Origin of the sequence: Micromonospora sp. NBC_00898 (assembly GCF_045207895.1) — a bacterium.
GTDB lineage: Bacteria > Actinomycetota > Actinomycetes > Mycobacteriales > Micromonosporaceae > Micromonospora.
Genome location: NZ_CP108775.1, coordinates 2182177 through 2207156 on the forward strand (window position 1 = coordinate 2182177; position 24980 = coordinate 2207156).

Annotated in this window: 23 protein-coding genes; 7 read left to right on the top strand and 16 right to left on the bottom strand. The window is 74.8% G+C overall.

The features are described from left to right. Positions 1 to 22 precede the first annotated feature (22 nt). From OG799_RS10710 to aceB, 5 genes are read right to left on the bottom strand one after another with little or no spacing between them, the layout of a single operon-like run. Positions 23 to 1903, bottom strand: coding sequence for an L-lactate permease (locus tag OG799_RS10710; RefSeq protein ID WP_406044874.1), 1881 nt, complete (start codon positions 1901 to 1903; stop codon positions 23 to 25). A gap of 45 nt (positions 1904 to 1948) precedes the next feature. Beyond that, entirely contained in the window at positions 1949 to 3364 is a 1416-nt protein-coding gene (locus OG799_RS10715) for a (Fe-S)-binding protein (protein ID WP_406044875.1), read from the bottom strand. Continuing rightward, a complete protein-coding gene (locus tag OG799_RS10720; RefSeq protein WP_406044876.1) occupies positions 3364 to 4614 on the bottom strand; it encodes an FAD-binding oxidoreductase in 1251 nt (416 codons plus the stop codon). Before OG799_RS10720 ends, OG799_RS10715 begins: the two co-directional genes overlap by 1 nt. Further along, positions 4614 to 6086: an FAD-linked oxidase C-terminal domain-containing protein gene (locus OG799_RS10725; protein WP_406044877.1), complete on the bottom strand. Its 1473-nt coding sequence runs from the start codon at positions 6084 to 6086 to the stop codon at positions 4614 to 4616. The genes OG799_RS10720 and OG799_RS10725 overlap by 1 nt, the downstream gene beginning before the upstream one ends. Positions 6087 to 6111: 25 nt before the next feature. Next, positions 6112 to 7695, bottom strand: a complete 1584-nt coding sequence (aceB, locus tag OG799_RS10730) for a malate synthase A (protein WP_406044878.1) — start codon at positions 7693 to 7695, stop codon at positions 6112 to 6114. Positions 7696 to 8304: 609 nt separating this feature from the next. Here aceB and OG799_RS10735 point away from each other — a divergent pair. The 5 genes from OG799_RS10735 (at position 8305) to OG799_RS10755 (ending at position 12622) form a co-directional block, all read left to right on the top strand. Next, the gene (locus OG799_RS10735; protein WP_406044879.1) at positions 8305 to 8790 is read left to right on the top strand and encodes a hypothetical protein; all 486 of its coding nucleotides are present in this window, start codon (positions 8305 to 8307) and stop codon (positions 8788 to 8790) included. A gap of 90 nt (positions 8791 to 8880) precedes the next feature. Next, positions 8881 to 9531 carry a class F sortase gene (locus OG799_RS10740; RefSeq protein ID WP_406046259.1) on the top strand — a complete coding sequence of 217 codons (651 nt, stop codon included), beginning with the start codon at positions 8881 to 8883 and terminating at the stop codon, positions 9529 to 9531. A gap of 61 nt (positions 9532 to 9592) precedes the next feature. After that, entirely contained in the window at positions 9593 to 10705 is a 1113-nt protein-coding gene (locus OG799_RS10745) for a magnesium and cobalt transport protein CorA (protein ID WP_406044880.1), read from the top strand. A 65-nt stretch (positions 10706 to 10770) separates the two neighbouring features. Continuing rightward, the gene (locus OG799_RS10750; protein ID WP_406044881.1) at positions 10771 to 11538 is read left to right on the top strand and encodes an SGNH/GDSL hydrolase family protein; all 768 of its coding nucleotides are present in this window, start codon (positions 10771 to 10773) and stop codon (positions 11536 to 11538) included. Positions 11539 to 11653: 115 nt separating this feature from the next. Next, on the top strand, positions 11654 to 12622 hold the full coding sequence (locus OG799_RS10755) for a glycoside hydrolase family 6 protein (protein ID WP_406044882.1): 969 nt from the start codon (positions 11654 to 11656) through the stop codon (positions 12620 to 12622). Positions 12623 to 12629: 7 nt separating this feature from the next. Here OG799_RS10755 and OG799_RS10760 read toward each other — a convergent pair whose 3' ends face one another. From OG799_RS10760 to OG799_RS10780, 5 genes are all read right to left on the bottom strand, one after another. Further along, positions 12630 to 14804, bottom strand: coding sequence for a bifunctional polysaccharide deacetylase/glycosyltransferase family 2 protein (locus tag OG799_RS10760; protein ID WP_406044883.1), 2175 nt, complete (start codon positions 14802 to 14804; stop codon positions 12630 to 12632). After that, positions 14804 to 15307, bottom strand: coding sequence for a hypothetical protein (locus tag OG799_RS10765; RefSeq protein WP_406044884.1), 504 nt, complete (start codon positions 15305 to 15307; stop codon positions 14804 to 14806). Before OG799_RS10765 ends, OG799_RS10760 begins: the two co-directional genes overlap by 1 nt. 52 nt (positions 15308 to 15359) lie before the next feature. After that, positions 15360 to 16622 carry an MFS transporter gene (locus OG799_RS10770; protein ID WP_406044885.1) on the bottom strand — a complete coding sequence of 421 codons (1263 nt, stop codon included), beginning with the start codon at positions 16620 to 16622 and terminating at the stop codon, positions 15360 to 15362. Between the two features lie 3 nt (positions 16623 to 16625). Further along, complete coding sequence (locus tag OG799_RS10775) at positions 16626 to 17243, bottom strand: disulfide bond formation protein DsbA (protein ID WP_406044886.1); 618 nt, start codon at positions 17241 to 17243, stop codon at positions 16626 to 16628. 104 nt (positions 17244 to 17347) lie between these two features. Then, the gene (locus OG799_RS10780; protein WP_406044887.1) at positions 17348 to 18292 is read right to left on the bottom strand and encodes a hypothetical protein; all 945 of its coding nucleotides are present in this window, start codon (positions 18290 to 18292) and stop codon (positions 17348 to 17350) included. Positions 18293 to 18548: 256 nt separating this feature from the next. On the opposite strand from OG799_RS10780, the gene OG799_RS10785 reads away from it, so the two are divergent. Continuing rightward, complete coding sequence (locus tag OG799_RS10785; RefSeq protein ID WP_406044888.1) at positions 18549 to 19262, top strand: DUF5994 family protein; 714 nt, start codon at positions 18549 to 18551, stop codon at positions 19260 to 19262. Between the two features lie 139 nt (positions 19263 to 19401). Here OG799_RS10785 and OG799_RS10790 read toward each other — a convergent pair whose 3' ends face one another. Then, positions 19402 to 19929 (bottom strand): hypothetical protein, encoded by a 528-nt coding sequence (locus OG799_RS10790; protein WP_406044889.1) that lies wholly within the window; start codon positions 19927 to 19929, stop codon positions 19402 to 19404. A gap of 66 nt (positions 19930 to 19995) precedes the next feature. Between OG799_RS10790 and OG799_RS10795 the strand changes: the two genes are divergently transcribed. After that, the gene (locus OG799_RS10795) at positions 19996 to 20412 is read left to right on the top strand and encodes a YchJ family protein (RefSeq protein ID WP_406044890.1); all 417 of its coding nucleotides are present in this window, start codon (positions 19996 to 19998) and stop codon (positions 20410 to 20412) included. A 46-nt stretch (positions 20413 to 20458) separates the two neighbouring features. Here OG799_RS10795 and OG799_RS10800 read toward each other — a convergent pair whose 3' ends face one another. From OG799_RS10800 to dgoD, 5 genes are read right to left on the bottom strand one after another with little or no spacing between them, the layout of a single operon-like run. After that, on the bottom strand, positions 20459 to 21004 hold the full coding sequence (locus tag OG799_RS10800; RefSeq protein WP_406044891.1) for a gluconokinase: 546 nt from the start codon (positions 21002 to 21004) through the stop codon (positions 20459 to 20461). Further along, complete coding sequence (gene manD, locus OG799_RS10805; RefSeq protein ID WP_406044892.1) at positions 20994 to 22223, bottom strand: D-mannonate dehydratase ManD; 1230 nt, start codon at positions 22221 to 22223, stop codon at positions 20994 to 20996. Before manD ends, OG799_RS10800 begins: the two co-directional genes overlap by 11 nt. A gap of 26 nt (positions 22224 to 22249) precedes the next feature. Then, complete coding sequence (locus OG799_RS10810) at positions 22250 to 23203, bottom strand: sugar kinase (protein ID WP_406044893.1); 954 nt, start codon at positions 23201 to 23203, stop codon at positions 22250 to 22252. Next, on the bottom strand, positions 23200 to 23823 hold the full coding sequence (locus tag OG799_RS10815) for a bifunctional 4-hydroxy-2-oxoglutarate aldolase/2-dehydro-3-deoxy-phosphogluconate aldolase (RefSeq protein ID WP_406044894.1): 624 nt from the start codon (positions 23821 to 23823) through the stop codon (positions 23200 to 23202). The genes OG799_RS10810 and OG799_RS10815 overlap by 4 nt, the downstream gene beginning before the upstream one ends. A 2-nt stretch (positions 23824 to 23825) precedes the next feature. After that, positions 23826 to 24974, bottom strand: a complete 1149-nt coding sequence (gene dgoD / locus OG799_RS10820) for a galactonate dehydratase (RefSeq protein ID WP_406044895.1) — start codon at positions 24972 to 24974, stop codon at positions 23826 to 23828. Positions 24975 to 24980 lie beyond the last annotated feature (6 nt).

Below are 24980 nucleotides of genomic sequence, written 5' to 3' on the forward strand. Positions count from 1 at the left end.
CCGGGCCGGTCGACACTGACGGTCAGGGCACCATCCAGTCGAGCACCCGCGAGCCCTGCAACGCGACCAGCACGCACATGAACAGCAGCAGGAGCAGGCTCCAGCCGAACACCTTGCGGAAGATCTCCCCCTCCCGGCCGGCCATCCCGACCGCGGCGGCGGCGATCGCCAGGTTCTGCGGGCTGATCATCTTGCCGAGCACGCCGCCGGAGGAGTTGGCCGCCGCCAGCAGCACCGGGTCCAGCCCGGCGCGGGCCGCGGTCTGCACCTGCAGCGCGCCGAACAGCGCGTTGGCCGAGGTGTCCGAGCCGGTCACCGCGACGCCGATCCAGCCGAGAATCGCCGAGAGGAAGACGAACGCCCCGCCGGCCGCGGCGAGGAACGCGCCGAGGGTGTTGGTCTGCCCGGACTGGTTCATCACGTACGCCAGTGCGAGCACCGCCATCACGGTGACGATCGCGTACCGCAGCTCGACGTAGGTGCGCCCGTACGCCCGCAGCGCCCGGCCGGCGGAGACCCGCAGCAGCAGGGCGGTGAGGATGCCGGCGAGGATCATCAGCGTGCCGGCGGCGGGCAGCCAGTTGAGGGTGAACGTGGCCGACGACAGCGGCTTGCCGTTGCCGCCCAGGATGTCCAGGCCGGGCCAACCGAACTTCACCGTCCACGGCTCCTTCGCCAGGGCCGTCTTCACCGGCCCGAGGTTCGCGACGGAGAAGATCGCGATGATGATCAGGTAGGGCGCGTAGGCGCGGACCACCTCGACCGGGGTGTCGGCGAGCCGGGCAGCGCCGCCCGCCGCCCCGGCGCGCACCTGGTCCGTGGGCCGGGGTTCCAGGTCGTCGCCATCGCGGTGCCGGCCGACCGGCGCCGTGGCGTCGACACGTGGGTCGCCCGGCGGCGTCTGGCCGCCCGAGCCGCCCAGCCCGGGGGCGGCGGTGGTGGTCGTACCGGAGCGGGAACCGGCGCTGGCGCGGACCGTGCCGGGTCCGGACAGCTCGGCCTCGGCGGGCCCGCGGGCGGCGGGCACGGCCGCCGGCTCGCGGCCCAGGTCGGCGGGGGTGACCGGCCGCCAGACGCGGAGCAGCAGCACCACGGCGGCGGCGGAGACCAGCGCGGCGACGATGTCGGTCAGCGGCACGGAGATGTAGTTCGCGGCGATGAACTGCGCCAGGCCGAAGCTCAGGCCGGCGACCAGCGCGGCCGGCCAGGTCTGCCGGATGCCGCGCCGCCCGTCCACCAGCGCCACCAGCATCAGCGGTACGACCACCGCGAGGATCGGGGTCTGCCGGCCGACCATCGCGCCGAGGGTGTCCACGGTGAGCCGGGAGTCGTCGTTGGCGCCACCGGTGACGGTGGCCAGGGTGACGATCGGGGTGGCGAGCGCGCCGAAGGCCACCGGTGCGGTGTTGGCCAGCAGCGACACCGAGGCGGCGTGGATCGGGCGGAAGCCGAGCGCCATCAGCATCACCACGGTGATCGCGACCGGGGTGCCGAAGCCGGCGAGGGCCTCCAGCAGCGCGCCGAAGCAGAACGCGATGATGATCGCCTGGATCCGCATGTCGGGGCTGACCCGCTCGAAGGAGCGGCGCAGCACGTCGAAGTGTCCGCTCTCGACGGTGAGGTTGTAGACCCAGATGGCGTTGATGACGATCCACAGGATCGGGAAGAAGCCGAACGCGGCGCCCTCGGTGGCCGACAGCAGGGCCTGCCCGACCGGCATGGTGTAGACGGCGACCGCCACCACCAGGGCGACGGCGAGGGAGATCAGCCCGGCCAGCCAGGCCTTGACCTTCAGCACCCCGAGCAGGACGAAGAGGGTGAGCAGGGGCAGGACCGCGAAGATGGCCGAGAGCGCGACGGAGTCACCGACGGGATCGGTGACGACCTTGAACTGGTCGAACATGGGTCACCTCGACGCTTGGAGGATGGGGGCGGGTGGCTCGGGGTCCTACAGCAGCTCCTCCACGGGACGGTTACGGAGGGAGGCATCGAGGACCTGGGCGGTGTGTGCCAGCGCGATGTGGCCGCCGGCGCGGGTCACCGAGGCGGCGACCTGCATGAGGCAGCCGGGGTTGGCGGTGACGAGCAGCCGCGCCCCGGTGGCCAGTACGGTCCGGGCCTTGCGGTCGCCGAGTTCGGCGGCCGGTCCGGGGTGGAGCACGTTCCAGATGCCGGCGGAGCCGCAGCAGATCTCCGGGTCGGCGATCTCCCGCAGTTCCAGCCCGGGGATGCCGCGCAGCAGCCGGCGGGGCTGGTCGCGGACGCCCTGCGCGTGGGCGAGGTGGCAGGCGTCGTGGTACGCCACGGTCACCGGCAGCGGGTGCCGGGTGGCAACCGGGCCCAGCTCGTCGAGGAGTTCGGACAGGTCGCGGACCCGGCCGGCGAAGTCGGCGGCGAGCGTGGCGTAACGGGGTTCGTCGCGGAGCAGTTCGCCGTACTCCTTGAGGGTGGAGCCGCAGCCGGCCGCGTTGACCACGAAGAAGTCGATGCCGGCGGCGGCGAACGTGTCGAGGGTCCGGCGGGCGAAGGCCTGCGCCTCCGCCTCGCGTCCGTTGTGCACGCTCAGCGCGCCGCAGCAGCCCTGCCGGTCGGGCAGGATCACCACGTCGCAGCCCTCGGCGGCGAGCACCCGGGCGGTGGCGGCGTTGACCTCGGGGAAGAACGCGGACTGCACGCAGCCGGTGAGCATGCCGACCACGGCCCGTCGGGCGCCGACCGCGGGCAGCCGCGCCGGCAGGCGGGCGGCCCGGCGCAGCGGGGGCGCGAGCGACTCCAGCGCCGCCAGGGTGGGTGCCAGTCGGGCCAGCAGGCCGGTCCGCCGGACCAGCCACCCCAGTCCGCTGGCCTGGTACGCGCGCAGCGGCCCGCGCAGCAGCCGCAGCCGGCGCCGGTACGGGAAGAGCGCGAAGATCGCCGCCCGCAGCGCCCGCTCCCGGGGTCCCCGGGTGTGCCGGCGTTCGACCTGCTGGCGGGTGTCGGAGATGAGCCGGTCGTAGCGCACGCCCGAGGGGCACGCGGTGACGCAGGACATGCAGCCGAGGCAGCGGTCGACGTGGGTGACCATCGAGTCGGACAGCGGCTCGCCCTCCAGGCCCTGCTTCATCAGGTGGATCCGCCCGCGCGGCGAGTCCATCTCCTCGCCCCACAGCACATAGGTGGGGCAGGTGGGCAGGCAGAAGCCGCAGTGCACGCAGTCGGCGATCAGGTCGGCGGCGGGCGGGTGGTGGGCGTCGAAGGCGCCCTCGCCGGGCGGCCGGGCGGCCAGACCGAGCACGTCACGCGGTCCGCTGGCGGGGCTGGTCCCGCCCGGTGAGCTGAAGGCGCTCGTGCGGTCGGGGCCGTCGGGCTGGTGCGGGATCGCCATCAGATGCCTCCGACGAATCGGCCGGGCGCGAGCCGGGCGTCCGGGTCGAAGCGCTGCTTGACCCGGCGCATCAGCGCCAGGCCGTCGACCGGCCCCCACAGGTCGACCCGGTCCCGCACGGCCGGGGGCGCGGTGAGCACCACGGTGTGCCCGGCCACGGCGGCGGTCGCCGCCCGCAGCGCGTCGACCAGCGCGGCGACCCGCTGCGGTTCGGCCTCGCCGGGCACCCCGCCGTGGAGGACGCCGACGCCGGCCGAGCCGCGCAGCGCGAGCGGCAGGCCGTGCCGGTCGGCCGCCGCCCGGGCGTCGGCCAGCAGCCGCGGTACGCCGGAGAGCGCGCAGGTCAACTTGAGCCCGCTGTCGCCGTCGTGCCACGGGTACCGGCCCCAGCCGTCGGGCGCCTCGTCCGAGGCGGTGGCGTCGGCGCCGAGCAGCCGTCGGGCGGTCTCCACGCGGGCGGCGACCCCGGCCGGCGTGCCCTCCAGCAGCACGGTCACGGTCGCGGCGCCGCCGGGCGGGGCGTCCACCTCGAGCGCGGCCGGCACGAGCTGCGCGGCGCGTACGCTGCCGGCCAGCCGGCCCGCCTCGGCCAGGTCGCCGACCCGGCGGGTGACGTACGCGGCGGCGGCCGGCAGCGGGTGCAACCGGAACGCGCACTCGGTGACCAGCCCCAGCGTGCCGTACGCGCCAGTGACCAGCTTGGCCAGGTCGTAGCCGGCGACGTTCTTGACCACCTTGCCGCCGGCGTGCGCGACCACCCCGTCGGCGCGGACCAGAGTGACCCCGATGAGCAGGTCGCGAGCGGTGCCGTAGAGCATCCGGCGGGGCCCGCCGGCGTTGGTGGCGACCGCCCCGCCGATGGTGCCGCCGGGCAGCGGCGCGTCGAGGGCGAGCTGTTGGCCGGCGCCGGCCAGGGTGGCGGCCAGCGCGTCGAGGCGGGTGCCGGCCCGGACCACGGTGATCAGGTCACCGGCGGCGTGCTCGACCACCCCGGCCAGCGCGGTGGTGTCGAGGATCAGGTCCAGCCGACGCGGTGGGCTCCCCCAGTCCAGTCTCGTGCCGCCGCCGCGGAACGTCACCGCCAGGTCGAGGGCGGCGGCGGCGCGCAGCACGGCCGCGGCCTGGGCGGTGTCGCGGGGCGCGGCGACGTACCGGGCCGGCACTCCGGCGATCGTGTCGTGCTCGGCCGCCGTCCGGATCAGCTCTCCGGCGGCGGCTCGTAGCCGGTCGAGGATCGCGTCGGCGGCCATCAGAAGACCTCCGCCAGGCCGGCTTCCTGCGCGGGGTGGACCCCGGAGCGCCGGCCGGGGACCTCGCCGCAGAGCCGGGGCGTCGGGAAGACCTTGCCCGGGTTGGCCAGCCCGGCCGGGTCGAACGCGCAGCGCAGCAGCTGCATGGTGTCCAGGTCCTCGGCGGTGAACATCCGCGGCAGGTACTTCGCTTTGTCCACGCCGACGCCGTGCTCGCCGGTGATCGACCCGCCGTGCCGGACGCAGAGGTCGAGGATCGCGCCGGAGACCTCCTCGGCGCGTTCGGCCTGCCCGTCGACGGACGCGTCGAACAGGACGAGCGGGTGCAGGTTGCCGTCGCCGGCGTGGAAGACGTTGGCGACCCGGATGCCGCGCTCGGCGGAGAGCTCACCGATGCGGCGCAGCACCTCGGGCAGCGCGGTCCGCGGGATCACCCCGTCCTGGACGATGTAGTCGGGGCTGATCCGCCCGACGGCGGCGAAGGCCGACTTGCGGCCCTTCCAGAACAGCGCCCGCTCGGCGTCGTCGGCGGCGATCCGGATCTCGAACGCCCGGTTGTCCCGGCAGAGCCGCTCGACCTGGTCGAACTGGGCGGCCACCTCCGGTTCCGGCCCGTCCAGCTCGACGATGAGCACCGCCCCGGCGCCGGCCGGGTAGCCGCAGTGCACGGCCGCCTCGGCGGCGGAGATGGCCAGCGCGTCCATCATCTCCACCGCCGCCGGCACCACCCCGGCCGCGATGATGGCCGAGGTCGCCGCCCCGGCCTGGTCGGTGCTGTCGAAGGCGGCAAGCAGGGTGCGTACCGACTCGGGCAGCCGGGTCAGCCGCACGGTCACCTCGGTGGCGATGCCGAGGGTGCCCTCCGAGCCGACGAACGCGCCGAGCAGGTCGTAGCCGGGGGCGTCGGGGGCCCGGCCGCCGAGGCGTACCCGGTCGCCGTCGGGGGTGACCAGTTCGACGCCGGTGACGTGGTGGGTGGTGAAGCCGTACTTGAGGCAGTGCGCGCCGCCGGAGTTCTCCGCCACGTTGCCGCCGATGGAGCAGATCTGCTGGCTGGACGGGTCGGGCGCGTAGTACCAGCCGTGCGGGTTCGCGGCCCGGCTGACCGCCAGGTTGATCACGCCGGGCTGCACCACGGCCCGCTCGTCGTCCGGCGCGATCTCCAGGATGTCGCGCATCCGCGAGGTGACGATCAGGACGCCGTCGGCGTGCGGAAGCGCGCCGCCCGAGAGCCCCGTGCCGGAGCCGCGGGCCACGAACGGCGCGCCGGCGGCGACGCAGGCCCGGACCACGGCGGCGCACTGCGCGGCGTCGGCCGGCAGCGCGACGAGGGCCGGCACGACCTTGTACTGGGCCAGCCCGTCGCACTCGTAGGTGCGCAGCTCCTGCCGGTCGCTGATCACCCGCTCAGCCCCGAGCGCGGCCCGCAGCACGGCGGCGAGAGCGTCGATCTCCGTCGTGGTCGTGCTCATCGCCCACCTCCGCGTCCGTCGTCGGTCAGGGCATCCGTTCGTACGCGGGCACGGTGAGGAAGTCGGCGAAGTCGTCGGCGACGGCAACCTCCATGAACAGCGCCCGGGCCTCGGCGTAGTCACCCGGCTCACCGGGCAGCTTGCCGATCTCGGAGTCGGCGATCCGTTCGACCAGCTGCCGGGTGACCCGCTCGCCGGTGTCGTCGAGGTCGACGTCGTTGTGCAGCCACTGCCAGACCTGGCTGCGGGAGATCTCCGCCGTGGCGGCGTCCTCCATCAGGTTGAAGATGGCCACCGCGCCGGTGCCGCGCAGCCAGGCCGCCAGGTACTGCACGCCGACGCTGACCGCGTTGCGCAGCCCGGCCTCGGTGTGCCGCCCCGGCGTGGACCGGACGTCGAGCAGCTCGGCGGCGGTCACCCGGACCTCGTCGCGGGTGCGGTCGAGCTGGTTCGGCCGGTCGCCGAGCACCCGGTCGAAGACCTCCCGGCAGACCGGCACCAGGTCGGGGTGGGCCACCCAGGAGCCGTCGAAGCCGTCGGTGGCCTCGCGGGTCTTGTCGTCGCGGACCTTCGTCAGGGCGGTCTCGTTGACCTGCGGGTCGCGTCGGCTGGGGATGAACGCGGCCATCCCACCGATGGCGTGCGCGCCGCGCCGGTGGCAGGTCCGCACCAGCAGCTCGGTGTACGCGCGCATGAACGGCACGGTCATCGTCACCGCGTTCCGATCCGGCAGCAGGAAGTCCCTGCCCAGGGTGCGGAACTTCTTGATCACGCTGAACATGTAGTCCCACCGGCCGGCGTTCAGCCCGGCGGAGTGCTCGCGCAGCTCGTAGAGGATCTCGTCCATCTCGAACGCGGCCGGGAACGTCTCGATCAGCACGGTGGCCCGGATGGTCCCGCGCGGAATGCCGAGCCACTCCTGGGCGGCCAGGAAGACGTCGTTCCACAGTCGCGCCTCGAGGTGGCTCTCCATCTTGGGCAGGTAGAAGTAGGGTCCGGCGCCGCGGTCGAGCTGACGCTGGGCGCAGTGGAAGAAGTAGAGCCCGAAGTCGACCAGGCTGCCGGAGGTGCGCTCGCCGTCGACCAGGATGTGCTTCTCGCTGAGGTGCCAGCCACGCGGGCGGACCACGATGGTGGCCAGCTCCCCGTCGTGCAGCGCGTACTGCTTTCCCTCGGGTGCGGTGAAGGCGAGCTTGCGGTCGATGGCGTCGCGCAGGTTGAGCTGGCCGGAGACCACGTTTTCCCAGAGCGGGGTGTTGGCGTCCTCGTGGTCGGCCAGCCACACCTTCGCGCCGGAGTTCAACGCGTTGATGGTCATCTTCGCGTCGGTCGGGCCGGTGATCTCGACCCGGCGGTCGACCAGGCCGGGCGCCGGCTCGGCGACCCGCCAGTCGGCCTCGCGGACCTCGCGGGTCTCGGGGAGGAAGTCCAGCGCCGCGCCGCCGGCCAGCTCGGCCTCGCGTCGCCGCCGCCGGTCGAGCAGTTCCCGGCGGCGCGAATCGAAGGCGCGGTGCAGCTCGGCGAGGAAGGCCAGCGCGTCGGGGGTGAGGATCTCGTCGTACCGTGGGTGCATGGGTCCCGTGACCTCGACGCCGGCCGGGTTGGTCATCGACTCGCTCCTCACCGTGATATGTGTCGCGATCTATCCGGTGTGCTCCTGCCGACTGTAGTTCTCCCTGTTCGGGGCCGCGACCTGAGTGGCGGCACAGCCGCCGGGAGCGGTCGGCCCGGTGCGGCGAACGGTGCCTGGCGGGCGGCGAACGGCAGGTCGGCCCCGGCTTCCGTCCACGTCGGAGGGATCCCACAGGGCCGCTTCGGGCCCGGCGGTGGGCCGCCCGCGGGTCAGGCCGGTGCGGGCGGGCCGGCACCCGCTGCGGCACCGACCCACGAGGCGGCGCCGGACCCCTCACCGCGGTTTCCGACATCCCGGACAGGAATGGTCGCACCGGTCGGACAGTCGCGACCGCCCCAACCGGCGCGAACCGGACGGACGGTCCTGCGGGAGCCAGGGCCGCCGGGCGGTACGGGCGGTCCTGGGTGGGCATTTCCGCAGCTCTCCGGCGCGAGGGGGAACACGTGACGGCAACGAAGATTTCTCATTTACGCCGGACGGGCACCCCAACCCTCCTAGTGTTGGCCACACCGGTGCTAGTCACGGAGTTGGCCACCCGAACGACGTCCCACGCAGACAGCGGACGAAAAGTGAGGGAAGACGCGCATGAAGGCACAGTCAATTCTCGGATCGGCGGCGGTCGGCGTGGGCCTCGGCACACTCCTGCTCCCGGCCGCCGCGCTCGCCGACACCACCGCCTCACCCGCCACCACCCCGGTCGGTGGCACGGTCGTGCTCACCTCGACCTGCAACCCGAAGGCGGGTGACGCGATCTTCCGGGTCACCGGGCCCAACCGGGACGAGAACGTCCGGTCCACCACCGCGGCGGCGGGCGGCGGCCTGAGCGCCGAACTCTTCACCGCCGGGTTCACCCTGGGCACCTACACGGTCACGACGACCTGCGGCGACGGCAGCAACGGGGGCAGCGCGCAGTTCACCGTCACCCCGATCGGCGGCGCGCAGGCCGGCGCCGGCGGCAAGGACGGGGACACGGGCGTGCTCGTCGCGGGCGGCGCGCTGGGCGCCGCGGCCGTCGCCGGGGGGACTTACGTGCTGATCCGTCGCCGCCGCCGCGCCTCCGTCATCGCCTGAGGCGTCGCCACACACCATCCCTTGTGCGAGGGTGCCCGCGCCGGCGTGACCGGTGCGGGCACCACGCCCACGTCGGACGGAGGTGGGAACCTGGCCCCGCAGCGCAACCCCGAGGACAGGCCGTCGCGGGCCCGCACCGCCGCGGTGGTCGCGGCGGTCACCCTGACCGGCGCGGCCGGGGCCGGCCTGGTCGCCGCCGGCCTGGGCACCACGACGGACCGGCCGCCGCAGCCCGCAGCCTCGGCCGCGCCGACCACCGAACGGTCCGAGTCGCCGGGGCCGGTGCTGCCCCGGTCCCAGCCGGTCCGGATCACCATCCCCCGGATCGGCGTCGACGCGGAGATCGTCCCGGTGGCCATCGACAGCAACGGCGCCCTGGAGGTGCCGCCGTTGGACGAGCCGGAGGTGGCCGGCTGGTACCGCCGCGGGCCCACCCCCGGCGAGGCCGGCAACGCGGTCCTGGTCGGGCACGTCGACTCGCAGAACGGCCCAGCCGTCTTCTTCGACCTCGGCCGGCTCCAGCCCGGCGACGTCGTCGAGGTCACCCGCGTCGACGGCCGGCGAGCGACGTTCACCGTGGACGGTGTCGGGGCGTACCCGAAGGAGCGGTTCCCCACCGACCGGGTGTACGGGGGCGACGCGGCGGCCCGGCTGCGCCTGATCACCTGCGGCGGGCGGTTCAATCCCCGCACCGGCAACTACCCCGACAACATCGTCGTCTTCGCCACCGCCTCGCGCTGACCGCGCCGACGGCCCGTGCCGTACGGTAGGCCGTCAGTTCCCGGCGGGGCGGAGGTGCGCGGTGGACCGGTCGGCGGTACGGACCCGGCGGGGCGCGCGACTTCCCGCCCTGCTCGGTCGGCTGCTCGGCCGCCCGGCCGACGCGGCGGCCACGCCGGCCGCCCGACGGTCCAACCCGGACGCCGTGGTGGACTGCGCCGTCTACGTCAACGGCCGGCGGGAGCCGGGACGCCCGCACTACGCCGACGCGTACGCGCGCAGCCGCCGCACCCGGCGCTCCTTCGTCTGGCTGGGCCTGCACGAGCCGGGGGCGGCGGTGATGGCGGGCGTCGGCCGCGTCTTCGGGCTGGACGAGCTGAGCGTGGCGCAGGCCCTCGCCGACGGGCACCGCCCCACCGTCCAGCGGCACGGCGACGTCACCCTGCTGGTGCTGCGCACCGCGAGCTACGTCGAGCACACCGAGCTGACCGACACCTCCGAGGTGATCGACACCGGGGACGTGATGGTCTTCCTGGGCGACCGCTTCGTGATCACCGTCCGGCACGGCGCGGCCGGCGCCCTGGCCCCGGTCCGGGAGGACATCCAGCGCCGCCCGGGGGTGCTGGCCGAGGGGCCGTGGGCGGTGGCGTACGCGGTCTGCGCCCGGATGGTGGAGCTCTACCTGGAGGTCTCCGGGCACCTGGAGCGGGACCTGGAACGCGTCGAGGAGAGCGTCTTCGCCCGCGACCGCGACGCCGACATCCAGCACATCTACCAGCTCAAACGCGAGGTGGTGGAGTTCAAGCGGGCGGTGCTGCCGTTGCAGGCGCCGCTGCGCGCCCTGGTCGAGCAGCGCGACGGCGGGCCGCCGCCGGCGTTGCAGCGCTGGTTCGTCGACGTGGAGGGGCGGCTGACCCGGGCGGTGGACCGGATCGGCGGGTACGACGACCTGCTGAACGCGATCCTGCAGTCCCGGCTGGCGCAGCTCGCCGTGGACCAGAACAACGACATGCGCAAGATCGCCTCCTGGGCGGCGATCGCCGCCACCCAGACCGCGGTGGCCGGCGTCTACGGCATGAACTTCGCCCACATGCCCGAGCTGGGCTGGCGCTACGGCTACGCGGGGGCGCTGCTGCTGATGGCCACGGCCGCGATCACCCTGTACCGGTTGTTCCGCCGCTCCGGCTGGCTCTGACGCCCGTCCAGGGACCGGGCCGGCCGCACGGTGTCCCGGCGAGGGCCGGTCCTAAGCTGGCGACCATGTTGTGGCAGCGGTACGTGGCGATCGGCGACAGCACCACCGAGGGGCTGGACGACCCGGACGGTAACGGCGGCTACCGGGGCTGGGCGGACCGGTTCGCCCTGGCGGTGGCCCGCGCGCAGGGCGGCCTGGAGTACGCGAACCTGGCCATCCGCGGTCGCACCACCGCGCGGATCCGGGCCGAGCAGTTGCCGGTGGCGCTTGAGCTGGCGCCGGATCTGGCCACCGTGGTGGCCGGGATGAACGACGTGCTCCGGCCGTCGTTCGACGCGGACCGGATCGCCGAGGACGTCGGCGCGGTGCAGCGGGCCCTGGTCGGCCAGGGCGCCACCGTGCTCACCTTCACCCTGCCCGACCCGGCGCCGGTGATGCCGCTGGCCCGGCCGCTGCGCGGCCGGGTGGTGGCGCTGAACGCGGCGGTCCGGGCGGTCACCACGGAGACCGGCGCCACCCTGCTGGACCTGGGGGCGCACCCGGTGGCCTCGGACCCACGCCTGTGGAGCGACGACCGGCTGCACGCCAACAGCGCCGGCCACGAGCGGATCGCCGCGGCACTGGCGCACACCGCCGGCCTGCCCGGCTACGACGACTCGTGGTCGCACCCGCTGCCGGTGTCCGCCCGCCGGCCGCGCCACGAGGTGGTCCGGGCCGAGCTGGCCTGGACCCGGCGGCACCTGCTGCCCTGGCTGGCCCGGCACCTGCGCGGCCGGTCCTCGGGGGACGACCGGGTCGCCAAGCGCCCGGTGCCGCTGCCGGTGGAGCTCTGAGCGGCGATCGTCCGGAGGGCCCGCCGCGCCGCGCGCTCGCCCGGCCGCACCCGCCGGACACCGGGGCGACCACGGCCGTGCTGCGGCGGCGGGCGGGAGCGCATAGGTTGGCCGGGTGCGCGCATCCCTGTCCGGCGGGCTCCTGGCCGCCACGCTGCTGGCGACGCTCGGCGGCTGCGGCGGCGGGTCGTACGCGCCGCTGCGGCACCCGTTCCGCGGCGCGCGGCTGCTGGTGGACACGGACAGTCCCGCGGCGCACTGGCGGCGCGACCACGGCGCGGCCTGGCTGGACCCGATCGCCGGCACCCCGCAGGCGCGCTGGCTGACCGGCCCGGCAGAACTCCCCGACCTGGCCCAGGTGCTGGTCGCCGCCCGGAGCCAGGGCGCCCTGCCGGTGGTGGTGATCTATCACGTCCCGAACCTGGACTGCGCCGGTGGCGGCGCCCGGGACGCCACGGCGTACGCCCGCTTCGTCGACCAGGTGGTCGACGCGCTCGGCGACCAGCGTGCGGCGGTCATCCTCGAACCCGATGCGGTCGCCGCCGAGTGTTTCGACGACGCCCGGGCGGCGCTGCTGGCCCGCGCGGTCCGGGTGCTCGCCGACGCCGGCCACCACGTCTACCGCGACGCGGGTCACCCGCGCTGGCGCGGTCCGCGGGAGACCGCCGAGCGGCTGCGCCGGGCGGGCGTCGCCCGGGCGGAGGGCTTCTCCGTCAACGTGTCGAACCGGCAGTCGACCGCCGACAGCCACCGCTGGGGGCTGGCGGTCTCCGACCTCGTCGGCGGCCGGGAGATGGTCATCGACACGTCCCGCAACGGGCTGCCGGCGCCGGCGGACGACCAGTGGTGCAACGCCTCCCCGCAGGCGCTGGGCGCACCGCCCACCACCGATCCCCGGCTGGAGCGGGTGGCGGCGCTGCTCTGGGTGAAGAGCCCCGGCGAGTCGGACGGCCCGTGCGGGCGGGCCGAGCCGGCGGCCGGCGTCTTCTCCCCCGCGCAGGCCCGCGCGCTGGTCGCGGACGCGCCCGGGCTGCCGGCGTCGGCCCGGCGGGCGGCCCGGGAGGCGACCGCCCCGCTCACCTGATCCGCCGTCACCCGGCCGTGGGCTGGGCCGCCACCTCCCCGGTACGGCGCAGCTTCTGCCACTTCAGCGCGCCCCCGCTCAGCGCGGTGACCACCGAGTGCACCAGCACCAGGTACATCACCTGCCGGTAGACGAACTGCTGCAACGGCAGCGCCCAGAGCGGGCGCAGCGGTTCCCGGTCGAGGCGGAACGCGAGGATCGCGGTGATCACCTGGATGGCCAGCACGGCGAGCCAGGCGAGCACCGTCTCGTACCGGTCGAGGAAGAACAGCCCGTAGACGGCGAAGATGTCCACCACCGGGGCGAGCAGCGGCAGCAGCACCGAGAACAGGGCGATGAACGGCAGGCCACGCCGGCCGAAGCGACCGGGCGAGCCGCGCTCCACCAGCGACCGTCGGTGCCGCCACAGCGCCTGCATGGTGCCGTAGCTCCACCGGTAGCGCTGTCGCCACAGCTGCGGCAGGGTGCTCGGCGCCTCGGTGCGGGCGACCGCGGTCTCCTCGTACACCACCCGCCAGCCGGCGCGGTGGATGCCCATGGTGAGGTCGGTGTCCTCGGCAAGGGTGGCCCGGCTCAGCCCACCGGCGGCCAGCACGGCCTCGCGGCGGAACGCACCCAGAGCACCGGGAATGGTGGGCATGCAGTGCAACGTGTCGTAGAGGCGCCTGTCGAGGCTGAACCCGATGACGTACTCGATGTGCTGCCACCGGCCGATCAGCCGGCGCCGGTTGCCGACCTTGACGTTGCCCGCCACCGCGCCGACCCGCGGGTCGCCGAAGGGCTGCACGAGGCGGTGCAGCGCGTCCGGATCCACCACGGTGTCGGCGTCCACCATGACCAGCAGGTCGTGCCGGGCCAGCGCCACGCCGGCGTTGAGCGCGGCGGCCTTGCCGCCGCCGGGCACCCGGACCACCCGCACGCCTGCCAGCCCGAGCCGCTCCACCTCCTCCGCCGTGCCGTCGTCGGACTCGTCGTCGACGACCAGCACCTCGACGCCGGGGTGGGTGCCGGAGGCCAGCGAGCGCACCGCCGCGGCGATGGTGGTGCGCTCGTTGTACGCCGGCACGATAACCGTCACCGGCTCGGTGATCCGGTCGCCCCACGACCAGGTGGGCGCGCGCCGGCGGCGGGCGTGTCGGACGGCGTAGCCGAACAGCAGCAGGGTGCGGGCCAGGGTGAGCAGGCCGACGGCGATCAGCAGCAGCCAGAGCCCGCGGACCGTCGCGTCGGCGATCCGCACCGCCCAGACGAGCAGTCCGCCCTGGATCCGGTCGGCGACGCCGGCGGGGGCGGCGGCGGGCCAGCCGAGCCCCTGCGAGACGGTGGTGAAGCGGTAGCCCCGGGCCTGCATCTCGGGGATGAAGCGGTCCAGCGCGGCGACGGTCTGAGCGCGGTCGCCGCCGCTGTCGTGCAGCAGGACGATGCCGCCCCGGTCGCCCTTCGGAGTGGCGTTGCGGACGATCGCGTCCGGGCCCGGCCGCGCCCAGTCCTGGCTGTCGGTGTCCTCGAAGACGGAGACGTACCCGCGTCGCCCGGAGTCGCGGACGACCGCCCAGTCGGCGTCGTCGACCGCGTCGACCGCGCTGGAGTACGGCAGCCTCGCCAGCGGCGTGGTGACCCCGGTGGTGTAGCCGATCGCCGCCTCGGTCTGCGCGTACTCCAGCCGGCGCCGCCACGTGGGCAGGTTGGTCAGCTCGGGGTGGGTGAAGGTGTGGATGCCCAGCTCGTGGCCCTCGCGGACCATCCGCCGGGTGATGTCCGGGTACCGGCTGACCTGGGAACCGAGGACGAAGAAGGTGGCCGGGGCGTGGTGCCGGCTGAGCACGTCCAGCACCTTCGGTGTCCAGATCGGGTCGGGCCCGTCGTCGAAGGTGAGCGCGATCGTCCGGGCGGGCATCCGCCGCGCGTCGAGCTTCCCGCCGCGCAGGTCGACGACGGTGCCGCCGGCGCGTACCGGCGCCGGCACGGACGCGCTGCTCTGGGTTCCGGTCCGCTGGTGGTCCGGGGCGAAGCGCGAGTTGGCGTACGCGCCGACGGCGAGCACGTTGACCAGGATGAACGTGATCACCGCGGCGAACACCCAGCGGCGCCGGGCCCGCCGGCGCTGCCGGATCCGCTCCGGTGGCGGGGGTGCGAGGTCGTCGGTGCCGCCGATCCGCTCCCCGCCGCGCCAGAGCGCCATCAGGCGGCCACCCGCAACCCGAGCACCTCCGCGCCCTGGCTGACCCAGAGCGCCACGATCAGGAGCAGGGCGAACAGCGCCAGCGCGGAGACGACCCGGCGCAGCGTCCGGCCCCGCCGGCCGGAGTGGTCCACGAAGATCGCCGCGGTGACGTCCGGCGCCTGGAACATCTGGGTGGCGCCGTCGACTCCGCCCCCGGCATCCGGCGCCTCCGGGGGCGTCGCCACCCCTCGCGCCCGGCCGGTCGGAGCCGGAGCCACGGCGAGTGGCGCCGGGGTCGCGCCGGGCCCGGCGGCGGGCATCGTCGACAGTGGCGGCTGCGGCGACGCGTCGCCCGGCGGCACGGCGGCGCGGACCGCCGCCACGCCGACGTCCGGCCCGGCCGCGGTGTCGGCGCCGGGCGGTGTCGCCGTCCCGCGCGCGACGGTTGCGCCGTCCGTCCGCGATCGCCCCCGCCCGGGTTGGCCGGGCATGGGCACTCTGGCGACGTAGCGCTTCTTCATGTTTCCACGCTATGCAGGAATCCCACCTGCCACATGATCAACTAACCGTGACTCAGCCCACCGGCGCGGCACGACCACCCCGACCGGAACAGATCATCGTCCGTTCATGACGGAAGCCGCTCCCCCGCGCCCACCGCACCGCCACGCTCACCGCGAACGCGGCGGCGGCGTAGGCCGCGCCGAAGACCAGCCAGCCGGCCGGTCCACCGTCGACGATCAGCCAGGTCAGCAGCGCCGGACCGAGCATCCGGGCCAACGGCACTCCGCTGCCGAAGAAGCCCTGGTACTGGCCGTGCCGGTCGGCCGGCGCCAGGTCGAAGCTGAGCTGCCACGCCCCCGCGCCGTGCGCCATCTCGGCGTACACCTGGGCGGCGGCGCCGAGCAGCAGGATCGCCCCGGCCGCCCAGGGCCCGCCGGCGGCGGCCGACAGCGCGAAGAGCCCGCAGGCGAGCACCATGGCGGCGCCGGCCCGCCGCAGCGACCGCAGCGCGCCGGCCCGGTCCACCACCCGCCGGGCCACCCGCACCTGGGCGAGCATCACCGCCGCCGTGTTGACCATCAGCAGCCCCGCCGCCAGCCAGGGCGGGGCCGCGGTGCGCCGGGCCACCCAGAGCGGCAGCACCAGGCTGAGCAGCGGCAGGTACAGCATCATCACCGCGTTCAGGCCGGTGAGCAGCGCGTACGGCCGGTCGCGAAGGACCGCGAGCCGGTCGGCACCGCGCTCGGGCCGGGCCGCCGGCGGCGTGGTGGGCAGCCGGCACAGCAGGGCCGCCGCGGTGAGGAAGGCCACCGCGTCCAACACCAGGATCAGCCGGTACGCCCCGGCGGTGCGCGCCGACAGCGCGGCACCACCGAGGGCGGCGCCCAGAGCCAGCCCGGCGTTGACCACCGACTGCAACCGCGCCCGCACCTCGGTCCGCCCGCCGGGCGCCACCAGCCGCGCCAGCAGGGCCTGGCGTACCGCTGCCAGACCGGTCTGGCAGCCGGCGTAGAGGCAGGCCGCCGCGAGGAACGTGACGGGCTGCCGGACCAGCAGGAAGCCGGCGACGGCCAGGCCGGTGGCGGCGGCGAGCAGCACGGCCACCGTCCGGGCGTCCCGCCGGTCGGCCGCGTGGCCGCCGGGCACCCCGACCAGCAGCCCGACCGCCCAGCCGACGGTCAGCCCGAGCCCGACCTGCCCGGGCGACAGACCGACGACCCGGGTGAAGTAGAGCGCCGAGGTGACCAGGAACGCGCCGTCGCCGATCGAGTTGGCGAGCTGGGCCAGCGCGAGCGTCCGCGCCGGCCCGGGCGGGGGCAGGAATCGGCCGGGCACCGGTCAGCCCTCGATCGGCCGGCGGGTACGCCCGCGCTTCAGCTCGAAGAAGCCGTCGGTGCCGGCGACCAGCAGCACGCCGTCCCAGAGCCGTCCAGCGTCCTCGCCGCGCGGGATCGGGGCGACGACCGGCCCGAAGAAGGCGGTCCGCCGGCCGTCGCCGGCGCGGATGTGGATGGTCGGGGTGCCCAGGTCCTCGCCGACCGGCTCCAGTCCGGCGTGGTGGCTGGCCAGCAGCACCTCGTCGTGGTCGGTGGAGTCCGCGGCGTCGGCCAGCTCGGCCGGCAGGCCCACCTCGGCCAGCGCCGCCAGGTAGAGCTCGCGGCCGATCGGGGCCCGGTCGTGGTGGATGCGGGCGCCCAGGGCGGTGTAGAGACCACGCAGCACCTCCGTGCCGTACTTCTGCTCGGCGGCCACCGCCACCCGCACCGGGCCGAGGCCGGGCTTGAGCCATTCGCGGTACCACTCCTCCAGGCCCGCCCGGCCGTCGTTGAGCACGGTCAGGCTCATCACGTGGAACTGGACGCGCACGTCCCGAACGCGCTCCACCTCCAGCAGCCAGCGGGAGGCGTTCCAGGCCCACGGGCAGCGCGGGTCGAACCACATGTCGGCGTTCGTCATCGTCGTCTCGGTCCTTCCTGAACGGTTACGAGACGACGGTAGGCAGCGAATCGGCCCAGAAACAGAGCCGCTCCGCACGCCGATCATTGAGCCAATGTTGTCCTTCAGGACCGGTTCAGCAGCGCGGCGCGTTCGGCCGCGACCGCCGACAGCTGGGCGCCCACCGCGTCGCTCCGCTCCCGGAGCCGGCGATACACGTGCGCCAGCTCGTTGAGCGACCGGTCGACGTCGCCGAGGGCACGGTCGACCCGCCGCATCACCGCGAAGTCGGTGACGATGTTGTCCAACCAGATGTCGGTGAACCGGGTCAGCTCATCGATCCCCAGCCGCGGCGCGTACGGCGTGGCGCCGAACACGTCGGTCAGTTCCGTCCGCAGCGTCGCGAGGTTGGCGTCCGCGCGGGCGGCCGCATGGGCGGCGTCGTCGAGGATGTCGTGCTTGACCATGCTGCTGATCAGGCCGCCGCCAAGCGCGTCGTAGGTCGACCAGTCCGACGCGCGGGCGAGCAGTTCCCGTAGGTGGCGCAGGGCGCCCTCGGCGTTGCTCGCCGCGCGCAGCGCCTCGGTCAGCTCACGGTGCTCTCCCGCGAGCCGCCCCCGCGCGTCGGCCAGCTCCAGCAGGCGGGACCGCCGTGGGTCGGCGGAGTCGGCGAGCGCCCGCTCCCGCTCGTCGAGCAGCGCCTCGTACTGCCGGGGCGCGGTGGCGAGCCGGCGCCGCCGGGCCTGCGCGGCGGCCGCCTCCTCCTGCAGCGCGGCGAGCAGCCGCTCGGCCTCGGCTAGGCGGAGTCGGGCGGCGAGGGCCTCGGCGCGCTCGCGGGCCAGCGCGTCGTCGCGCGCTCCGCGCAACGAGGCGACCACCCGACTCAGGGTGAGTCCTTCCAGCCGGTCGACGTCGGCCTGTTCGCCGTCGAGCCGCTGGCGCAGGGCGGAGACGTCAGCCCGCGCCGCACGGATCCGCCTCGCCAGGTCGTCCAGCCGGTGCCCGATCAGCTCGTGCTCACGCCGGGCCTGCGCGGCCGCGGCGAGACGTTCCTCGGTGTCGTTGCCCATGCCGGCATTGCACTACCGTCCCGCAAGGCCGCCGCCCGACCGGGGGTCGACGCGCCCGGCGCAGGCCCTCGGCCCGCCGGCCGACCGCCTCCTACTCGCGGAGCCGGCCCACGGCCTCGGCCATCCGTCGCTCACTCTCGTCGCTGCTCGTCGCGCATCGCTGACCGGCTGACGGGGAGTAGGGTAGGACCATCCCGGAATCGACGACATCCCACTTTCGAGGTGGCCGCCACGCCGGATCCACCCAGGGGACGTCATGTCCGCACCGCATCCCGCCCGGACCACAGGCACCGACCTGACCGAGGCATCCCAGCCCGTCGCGGAACCTCGGGCGCCCCGGCTGCGGCTGGAACCGACCGGCTCCACCCGCACGCTGCTCGACGGTGGCTGGTGGCCCCGGTCCACGGACCCGCTGGCGGAACTGCCCGGCCTCGTGCTCGCCATCGACACGCTCCACGGACCGGTGACCCGGCTGGTGCTCAGTGCCGACGGCTGGGACAGCCACCCTCGTCAACTCACCGTCGCCGGTCGGGTGCTGCGGTTGGGCTGGTTCGTCAGTCAGCCCGCCAGCCTGCTGACCGCGATCTGCCGGAGCGGCGACCGGCTCGACCTGCTCGTCGTCCCGCCGGACAGCTCGGGTGAGCTGGCAGAGGGGGCGATGGCCCGCGCGGCCACCGCCGCCAATCGCGTCCACGCCCCGCAACTGCTGTCCGCCGCGCTTCCGACACCACGCCCCCGACCCCGACCTCAGACGGCGGCTGGGGATCTCCGCAACGGCCTCATGAGGGAGCAACCGATGAAGATCGCCAGACACCGGATCATCGAGGTGCTACGCGCGCGTGGCCAGCACGTCCGGGCCGACTGGATCAGGCGGGAGCTGCCGGACGAGGTCGACGTCGTTCAGCACGCGGGCCTGCTCGCGACGCTGCACGTTGATCCGGCCGAGCTGGCCGAGACGCCCGCGCCGTGAGGGCGACGCCGCCGGGTCTGGTGGCCTAGCGGGGCACCGCTCCCACCACAACCGGGTGGACGCGCCGCCGCGCGGGAGTTTGGCCGCCGGGGCCGGGGGAAGACACCTGCCCGCCGAGCGTGCCGGTCGGCGGGCGCCGTCAGCCGGCGCGCGATCCGCCGGCACGGACGACGCGCACCTGAGGAGGAGCGATGGCCCAGGCGGCCACCAGGCCCAGAAGCGCCAGGAAAGCCACCGGCGCGCGGAAGGCCCCGATGCCGAACAAGGCCGCGGCGAAGAAGGTCGCGACCGCCACGAAGCGGGCCACCGGGGCCAGCGCGGCGAAGACGCCAGGTGAGAAACCCACTCCGACGACGGCTCGGGTCGCCCGGAAGAAGGCCGTCTCGGCCACCGCGACGCCCGCCCGGAAGCCGACCGCCAAGGCCACCGCCGCCAAGAAGGCACCGGCGGCGACGGCGAAGAAGGCACCCGCCAAGAAGGCCGCGGCGAAGAAGGCACCCCCCACGAAGGTCACGGCGAAGAAGGCACCGGCCAAGAAGGCCACGGCGAAGAAGACGCCGGCCAAGAAGGTCGCGGCGCAGAAGGCACCGGCCAGGAAGGCGACGGCGAAGGCCCTGGCCCGGGCCACCGCGGCGACGCGGGCGCCGGCCAAGAAGGCGACCACCATGGAGTCCTTCGGCAACCGGCGGACGGCCCGTACGAGCTCCCGGTAGCCGTCAGCGAGAATGACCGCGTGGCGAAACGCGGTGCCCGCCGGAGCGCGGCTGATCCGAACCGGACCTGCCCGTGCGGATCCGGCCGGCCCGACGACGACTGCTGCGGCCCGCTGCACCGGGGCGAGTCGACGGCGGCGACCGCCGAGGCGCTGATGCGCTCGCGGTTCAGCGCCTTCGCCGTCGGCGACGCCGACTACCTGCTGCGCAGCTGGCACTCCTCGACCCGGCCGGCCCGGCTGCGGCTGGACCCGGGGCTGCACTGGACCCGGCTGGAGATCCTCGGCACCGACCGGGGCGGCCTCTTCGACGCCGAGGGCACGGTCGAGTTCCGGGCCCACTACCGGGAGGCCGGGAGTCCCGGCACCCTCGAGGAGCGCAGCCGCTTCGTCCGGGAGGACGGCCGCTGGGTCTACCTGGACGCCCTGCCCGACTGAGCCGCGCCGGAACCGGCCCGGGCGCGCCCCCGCCCAGGCCGGTCGCTCACCGGCCGCTGACCGCCGCTCCCAGTGGCAGGCCGAGCCCGGTGACCGCCGCCACGACGAGGTCGTCCGGCGACAGCGCCACGTCCAGCACCACCCCCGACTCGTCCGGGTCGAGGTGCTCCAGGATGGCCCGCTGCGAGTCGAGCAGGCTGGCCGGCATGTAGTGCCCGGCGCGGCGGCCCATCCGGTCCCGGATCAGCTCCGCCGCCCCGGCCAGGTGGACGAACTCCACGTTCGGCGGGCCCTGCCGCAGCACGTCGCGGTAGGACCGCTTCAGCGCCGAGCAGGCCAGCACCGTGGACACCCCCTCGGCGTGCCGGGCGGCCATCCAGCCGGCGAGGTCGCACAGCCACGGCCAGCGGGCGGCGTCGTCCAGCGGCACGCCCGACCGCATCCGCGCCACGTTCGACTCCGAGTGGAACTCGTCCGCCTCGGCGAACCGGAGCCCGGTCAGCTCGCTGATCCCCCGGGCCACCGTCGTCTTGCCCGCCCCGGACACCCCCATCACCACGACGTGCCGGGTGGGCGGCCGGTCACCAGTCATGGACGGTGCCGTCCTTGAGCCGGTTGAACGGCAGGTACGCCGGCACGTACGGGAACCGGGCGGCGGCCGCCTCGTCGAGTTCCACGCCGAGACCGGGCTGCTCCCCCGGGTGCAGGTACCCGTCGGTGAAGCGGAACGACTGCCGGAACACCTCGTTGGTCAGGGCGCCGTGCTGCATGTACTCCTGGATGCCGAAGTTGTGGATGGCCAGGTCGAGGTGGAGCGCGGCGGCCATGCCGACCGGGGAGATGTCGGTCGGGCCGTGGATGCCGGACTTGATCTGGTACTGGGCGGCGAAGTCGAGCAGCTTGCGCATGGCCGTGATGCCGCCGGTGTGCGTGACCGCGGACCGGACGTAGTCGATGAGCTGTTCGCGGATCAGGGTCTGGTAGTCCCAGACGGTGTTGAAGACCTCGCCGATGGCCAGCGGGGTGGTGGTGTGCTGGCGGACCAGGCGCAGCGCCTCCTGGTTCTCCGCCGGGGTGCAGTCCTCCAGCCAGAACAGGTCGTACGGCTCGAGGGCCTTGCCGAGCTTGGCGGCCTGGATGGGGGTCATCCGGTGGTGCCCGTCGTGCAGCAGCGGCAGCTCGGGGCCGAACTCGTTGCGGACCGCCTCGAAGACGCCGGGCAGGTGGCGCAGGTACGCGCGGGTGTCCCAGTCCTCCTCGGCGGGCAGCGGGGTGCGCTGGGCCGGCTCGTAGTCGTACCGCTTGCCGTCGGCGCCGGGCTGGGCGGCGACGCCGTAGACGGCGTTGATGCCCGGCACCGACGTCTGCACCCGGATCGACCGGTAGCCGAGGTCGAGGTGCTGGCGGATCGAGTCGAACAGCTCCGGCAGGTCCCGCCCGGAGGCGTGCCCGTACGCCATGATCCCGGTCCGGGACGCGCCGCCGAGCAGCTGATAGAGCGGCATCCCGGCGGCCTTGGCCTTGATGTCCCACAGCGCGACGTCCACGGCCGCGATGGCGGCCATGGTGACCGGCCCCCGCCGCCAGTACGCCGACCGGTAGAGGAACTGCCAGGTGTCCTCGATGCGGTGCGGGTCCCGCCCGATCAGCAGCGGCACGACGTGATCGGCCAGGTAGGACGCGACGGACAGTTCCCGCCCGTTGAGGGTGCCGTCGCCCAGGCCGGTGAGCCCCTCGTCGGTGGTTATCTTCAGGGTGACGAAGTTGCGGTCGGGGCTGGCGACGATGACGTCCGCTGCGACGATCTTCAAAGCGGGTGCCTTTCTCGGGGGTGGGGTCAGCGCAGGGTGCTGCCGGGCTGGAGGCCGTCCAGGAGGGACAGTTCGTCGCGGCGCGGCAGGGCCTCCCAGTCGCCGGGTGCGGCGACGGCGAAGGCGCCGAGGGTGACGGCGCGGCGCAGCCGGCCGGCCAGGTCGAGGCCGTCGAGGTGGCCGGAGAGGTAGCCGGCGGTGAACGCGTCGCCGGCGCCGACGGTGTCCACCGCGGTGACCGGCAGCGCCGCCGCGTGCCGGACCCCGTCGGCGGTGTACGCGCGGGCGCCGTCGCCGCCGAGCTTGACCAGCACGGTCGTCACGCCCCGCGCCAGCAGCCCGGCCACCACGGTCTGCTCGGCCGCGCCCGGTTCGCCGACGAGGTCCAGCTCGTCGGCGGAGGCGACGACGACCGCGGCGTACCCGGCGAGCGGGGTGAGCACGGCGCGGGCCTCATCCCGGCTCCACAGCTTCCCCCGATGGTTGACGTCGAGGCAGACCAACGCCCCGGCCCGGGACGCCGTCTCGGCCGCCCAGCGGGTGGCCGCGCGGGCGCTGTCGGACAGGGCCGGGGTGATGCCCGTCAGGTGCAGCACGCGGGCGCCGGCGGTCAGGGCCGGGCGCAGGTCCTCGACGCCCAGGGCCGACCCGGCCGAGCCGGCCCGGTGGTAGCGCACCCGGGTCAGGTCGGCGGTGCGGCGTTCCAGGAACATCAGCCCGGCCGATCGCTCCGGGTCCCGGATGAGGTGGTCGACCCCCACACCCTCGGCGCGCAGCTGCCGCAGCAGGAACGCGCCGAGGTCGTCGTCGCTGACCCGGCCGGCGAAGGCCGCCCGGTAGCCGAGCCGGGCCAGCCCGATCGCCACGTTGGACTCGGCGCCGGCAAGGTGCATGGTCAGCGGGCCCCCGCCGGCCAGCGGCCCGGCCGACCGCAGCGACACCAGGGCCTCGCCGAAGGTGAGCAGATCGACGGCGGTCATGACGTGGCGGCGAGGTAGGCCCGGGCCCGCTCCCGCAGCGCATCGAGGTCGCCGCCGGAGGCGGCGTCGCCGACCAGCGGGCCGCCGACACCGACGGCGATCGCGCCGGCGGCGAGGTAGCCGGGCAGCTCGGCGAGGCCGACTCCGCCGACCGCCACGAGCGGGATCTGCGGGAACGGGTCGCGCAGCGCCTTCAGGTACGCCGGCCCGCCCACCGACGCCGGGAAGAGCTTCACCGCCGCCGCCCCGGCCCGCACGGCCGCGTACGCCTCGGTCGGGGTGAGCGCCCCGGCGGCGACCGGCAGGCCCCGGCGGACCGCCTCCGGGATGGAGTCGACCACGGCGGGGGTGACCACGAACTGCGCCCCGGCCGCGGCCACGTCGGCGACGGCGGCCGGGGTGAGCACGGTGCCCGCGCCGACCAGCGATCCGGGCGGGGCCGCCGCGCGGATCGCGGCGATGGCGTCGAGCGCGCCCGGGGTGGTCAGGGCCACCTCCACCACGCGTACGCCCTCGGCGAGGAGAGCGGTGCCGGTGGCGATCGCGGCGGCGGTGTCGGTGCCGCGGATGACCGCCAGCAGGCGGGTGGCGGCGAGTTCGGCGGTGAGGTCGAGGGTCATGGTCACCATTCCGCGTAGGAGCCGTCGAGGTGCCGGAACATCGGGCTGCGCCAGGCGTGGCCGCGCTTGTCGGCGGCGCGGACCGCCGCCTCGTCGATCTCGATGCCCAGGCCGGGCGCGGTGAGCCGCTCGACGTACCCGTCGACGAAGGTCAGCGGGGTCTTGTCGAGGCAGTAGTCGAGCACCTCGGCGCCGAGGTTGTAGTGGATGCCGATGCTCTGTTCCTGGATCAGGTAGTTCGGCGTGGCGAAGCCGACCTGCAGGCAGGCCGCGAGGGCGATCGGCCCGAGCGGACAGTGCGGGGCGAGCTGCACGTCGTACACCTCGGCGAGCGCGGCGATCTTGCGTACCTCGGTGATGCCGCCGGCGTGCGAGAGGTCCGGCTGCGCGACCGCGATGCCGGCCTGGAACACCGGCAGGAACTCCTGCCGGTTGTAGAGCCGCTCCCCCGTGGACACCGGGGTGGTGGTCGACCGGACGAAGTCGCCGATCAGGTGGGAGTTCTCCGGGACGACCGGCTCCTCCAGGAACAGCGGCCGGTACGGCTCCAGCAGCGGCGCCACCCGGCGGGCGTTGGCCAGGGTGAACCGGCCGTGGAAGTCGACGGCCACGTCGCGGTCGTCGCCGAGGACCTCGCGGGCGGCGGCCACCCGGGCGACCACGCCGTCGAGCTCGGCCACCGAGGCGATCGGGCTCATCCGGCCGGAGGCGTTCATCTTGACCGCGGTCAGTCCCGCCTCGACCTGGGCGGCGATGTGGTCGCGGACCTCGCTGGGCTCGTCGCCGCCGACCCAGCCGTACACCCGGATCCGGTCCCGGACCGGGCCGCCGAGCAGTTGGTGCACCGGCGCCCCGAAGCGCTTGCCAGCGATGTCCCACAGCGCCTGGTCGAGCCCTGCGACGGCGCTGGCCAGGATCGGGCCGCCCCGGTAGAAGGAGCCCTTGGTCATGACCTGCCAGTGGTCCTCGATCCGCAGCGCGTCCCGGCCGATCAACAGCTCGCCGAGCTGCTCGACGGCGGTCCGGACGGTCTCGGAGCGTCCCTCGCAGGTGGCCTCGCCCCAGCCGACGATGCCGGAGGCGGTCTCCACGCGGACGAAGAGCCACCGGGGTGCGACGAGGAAGGTCTCGATGCGCGCGATTGTCGTCATGACGGG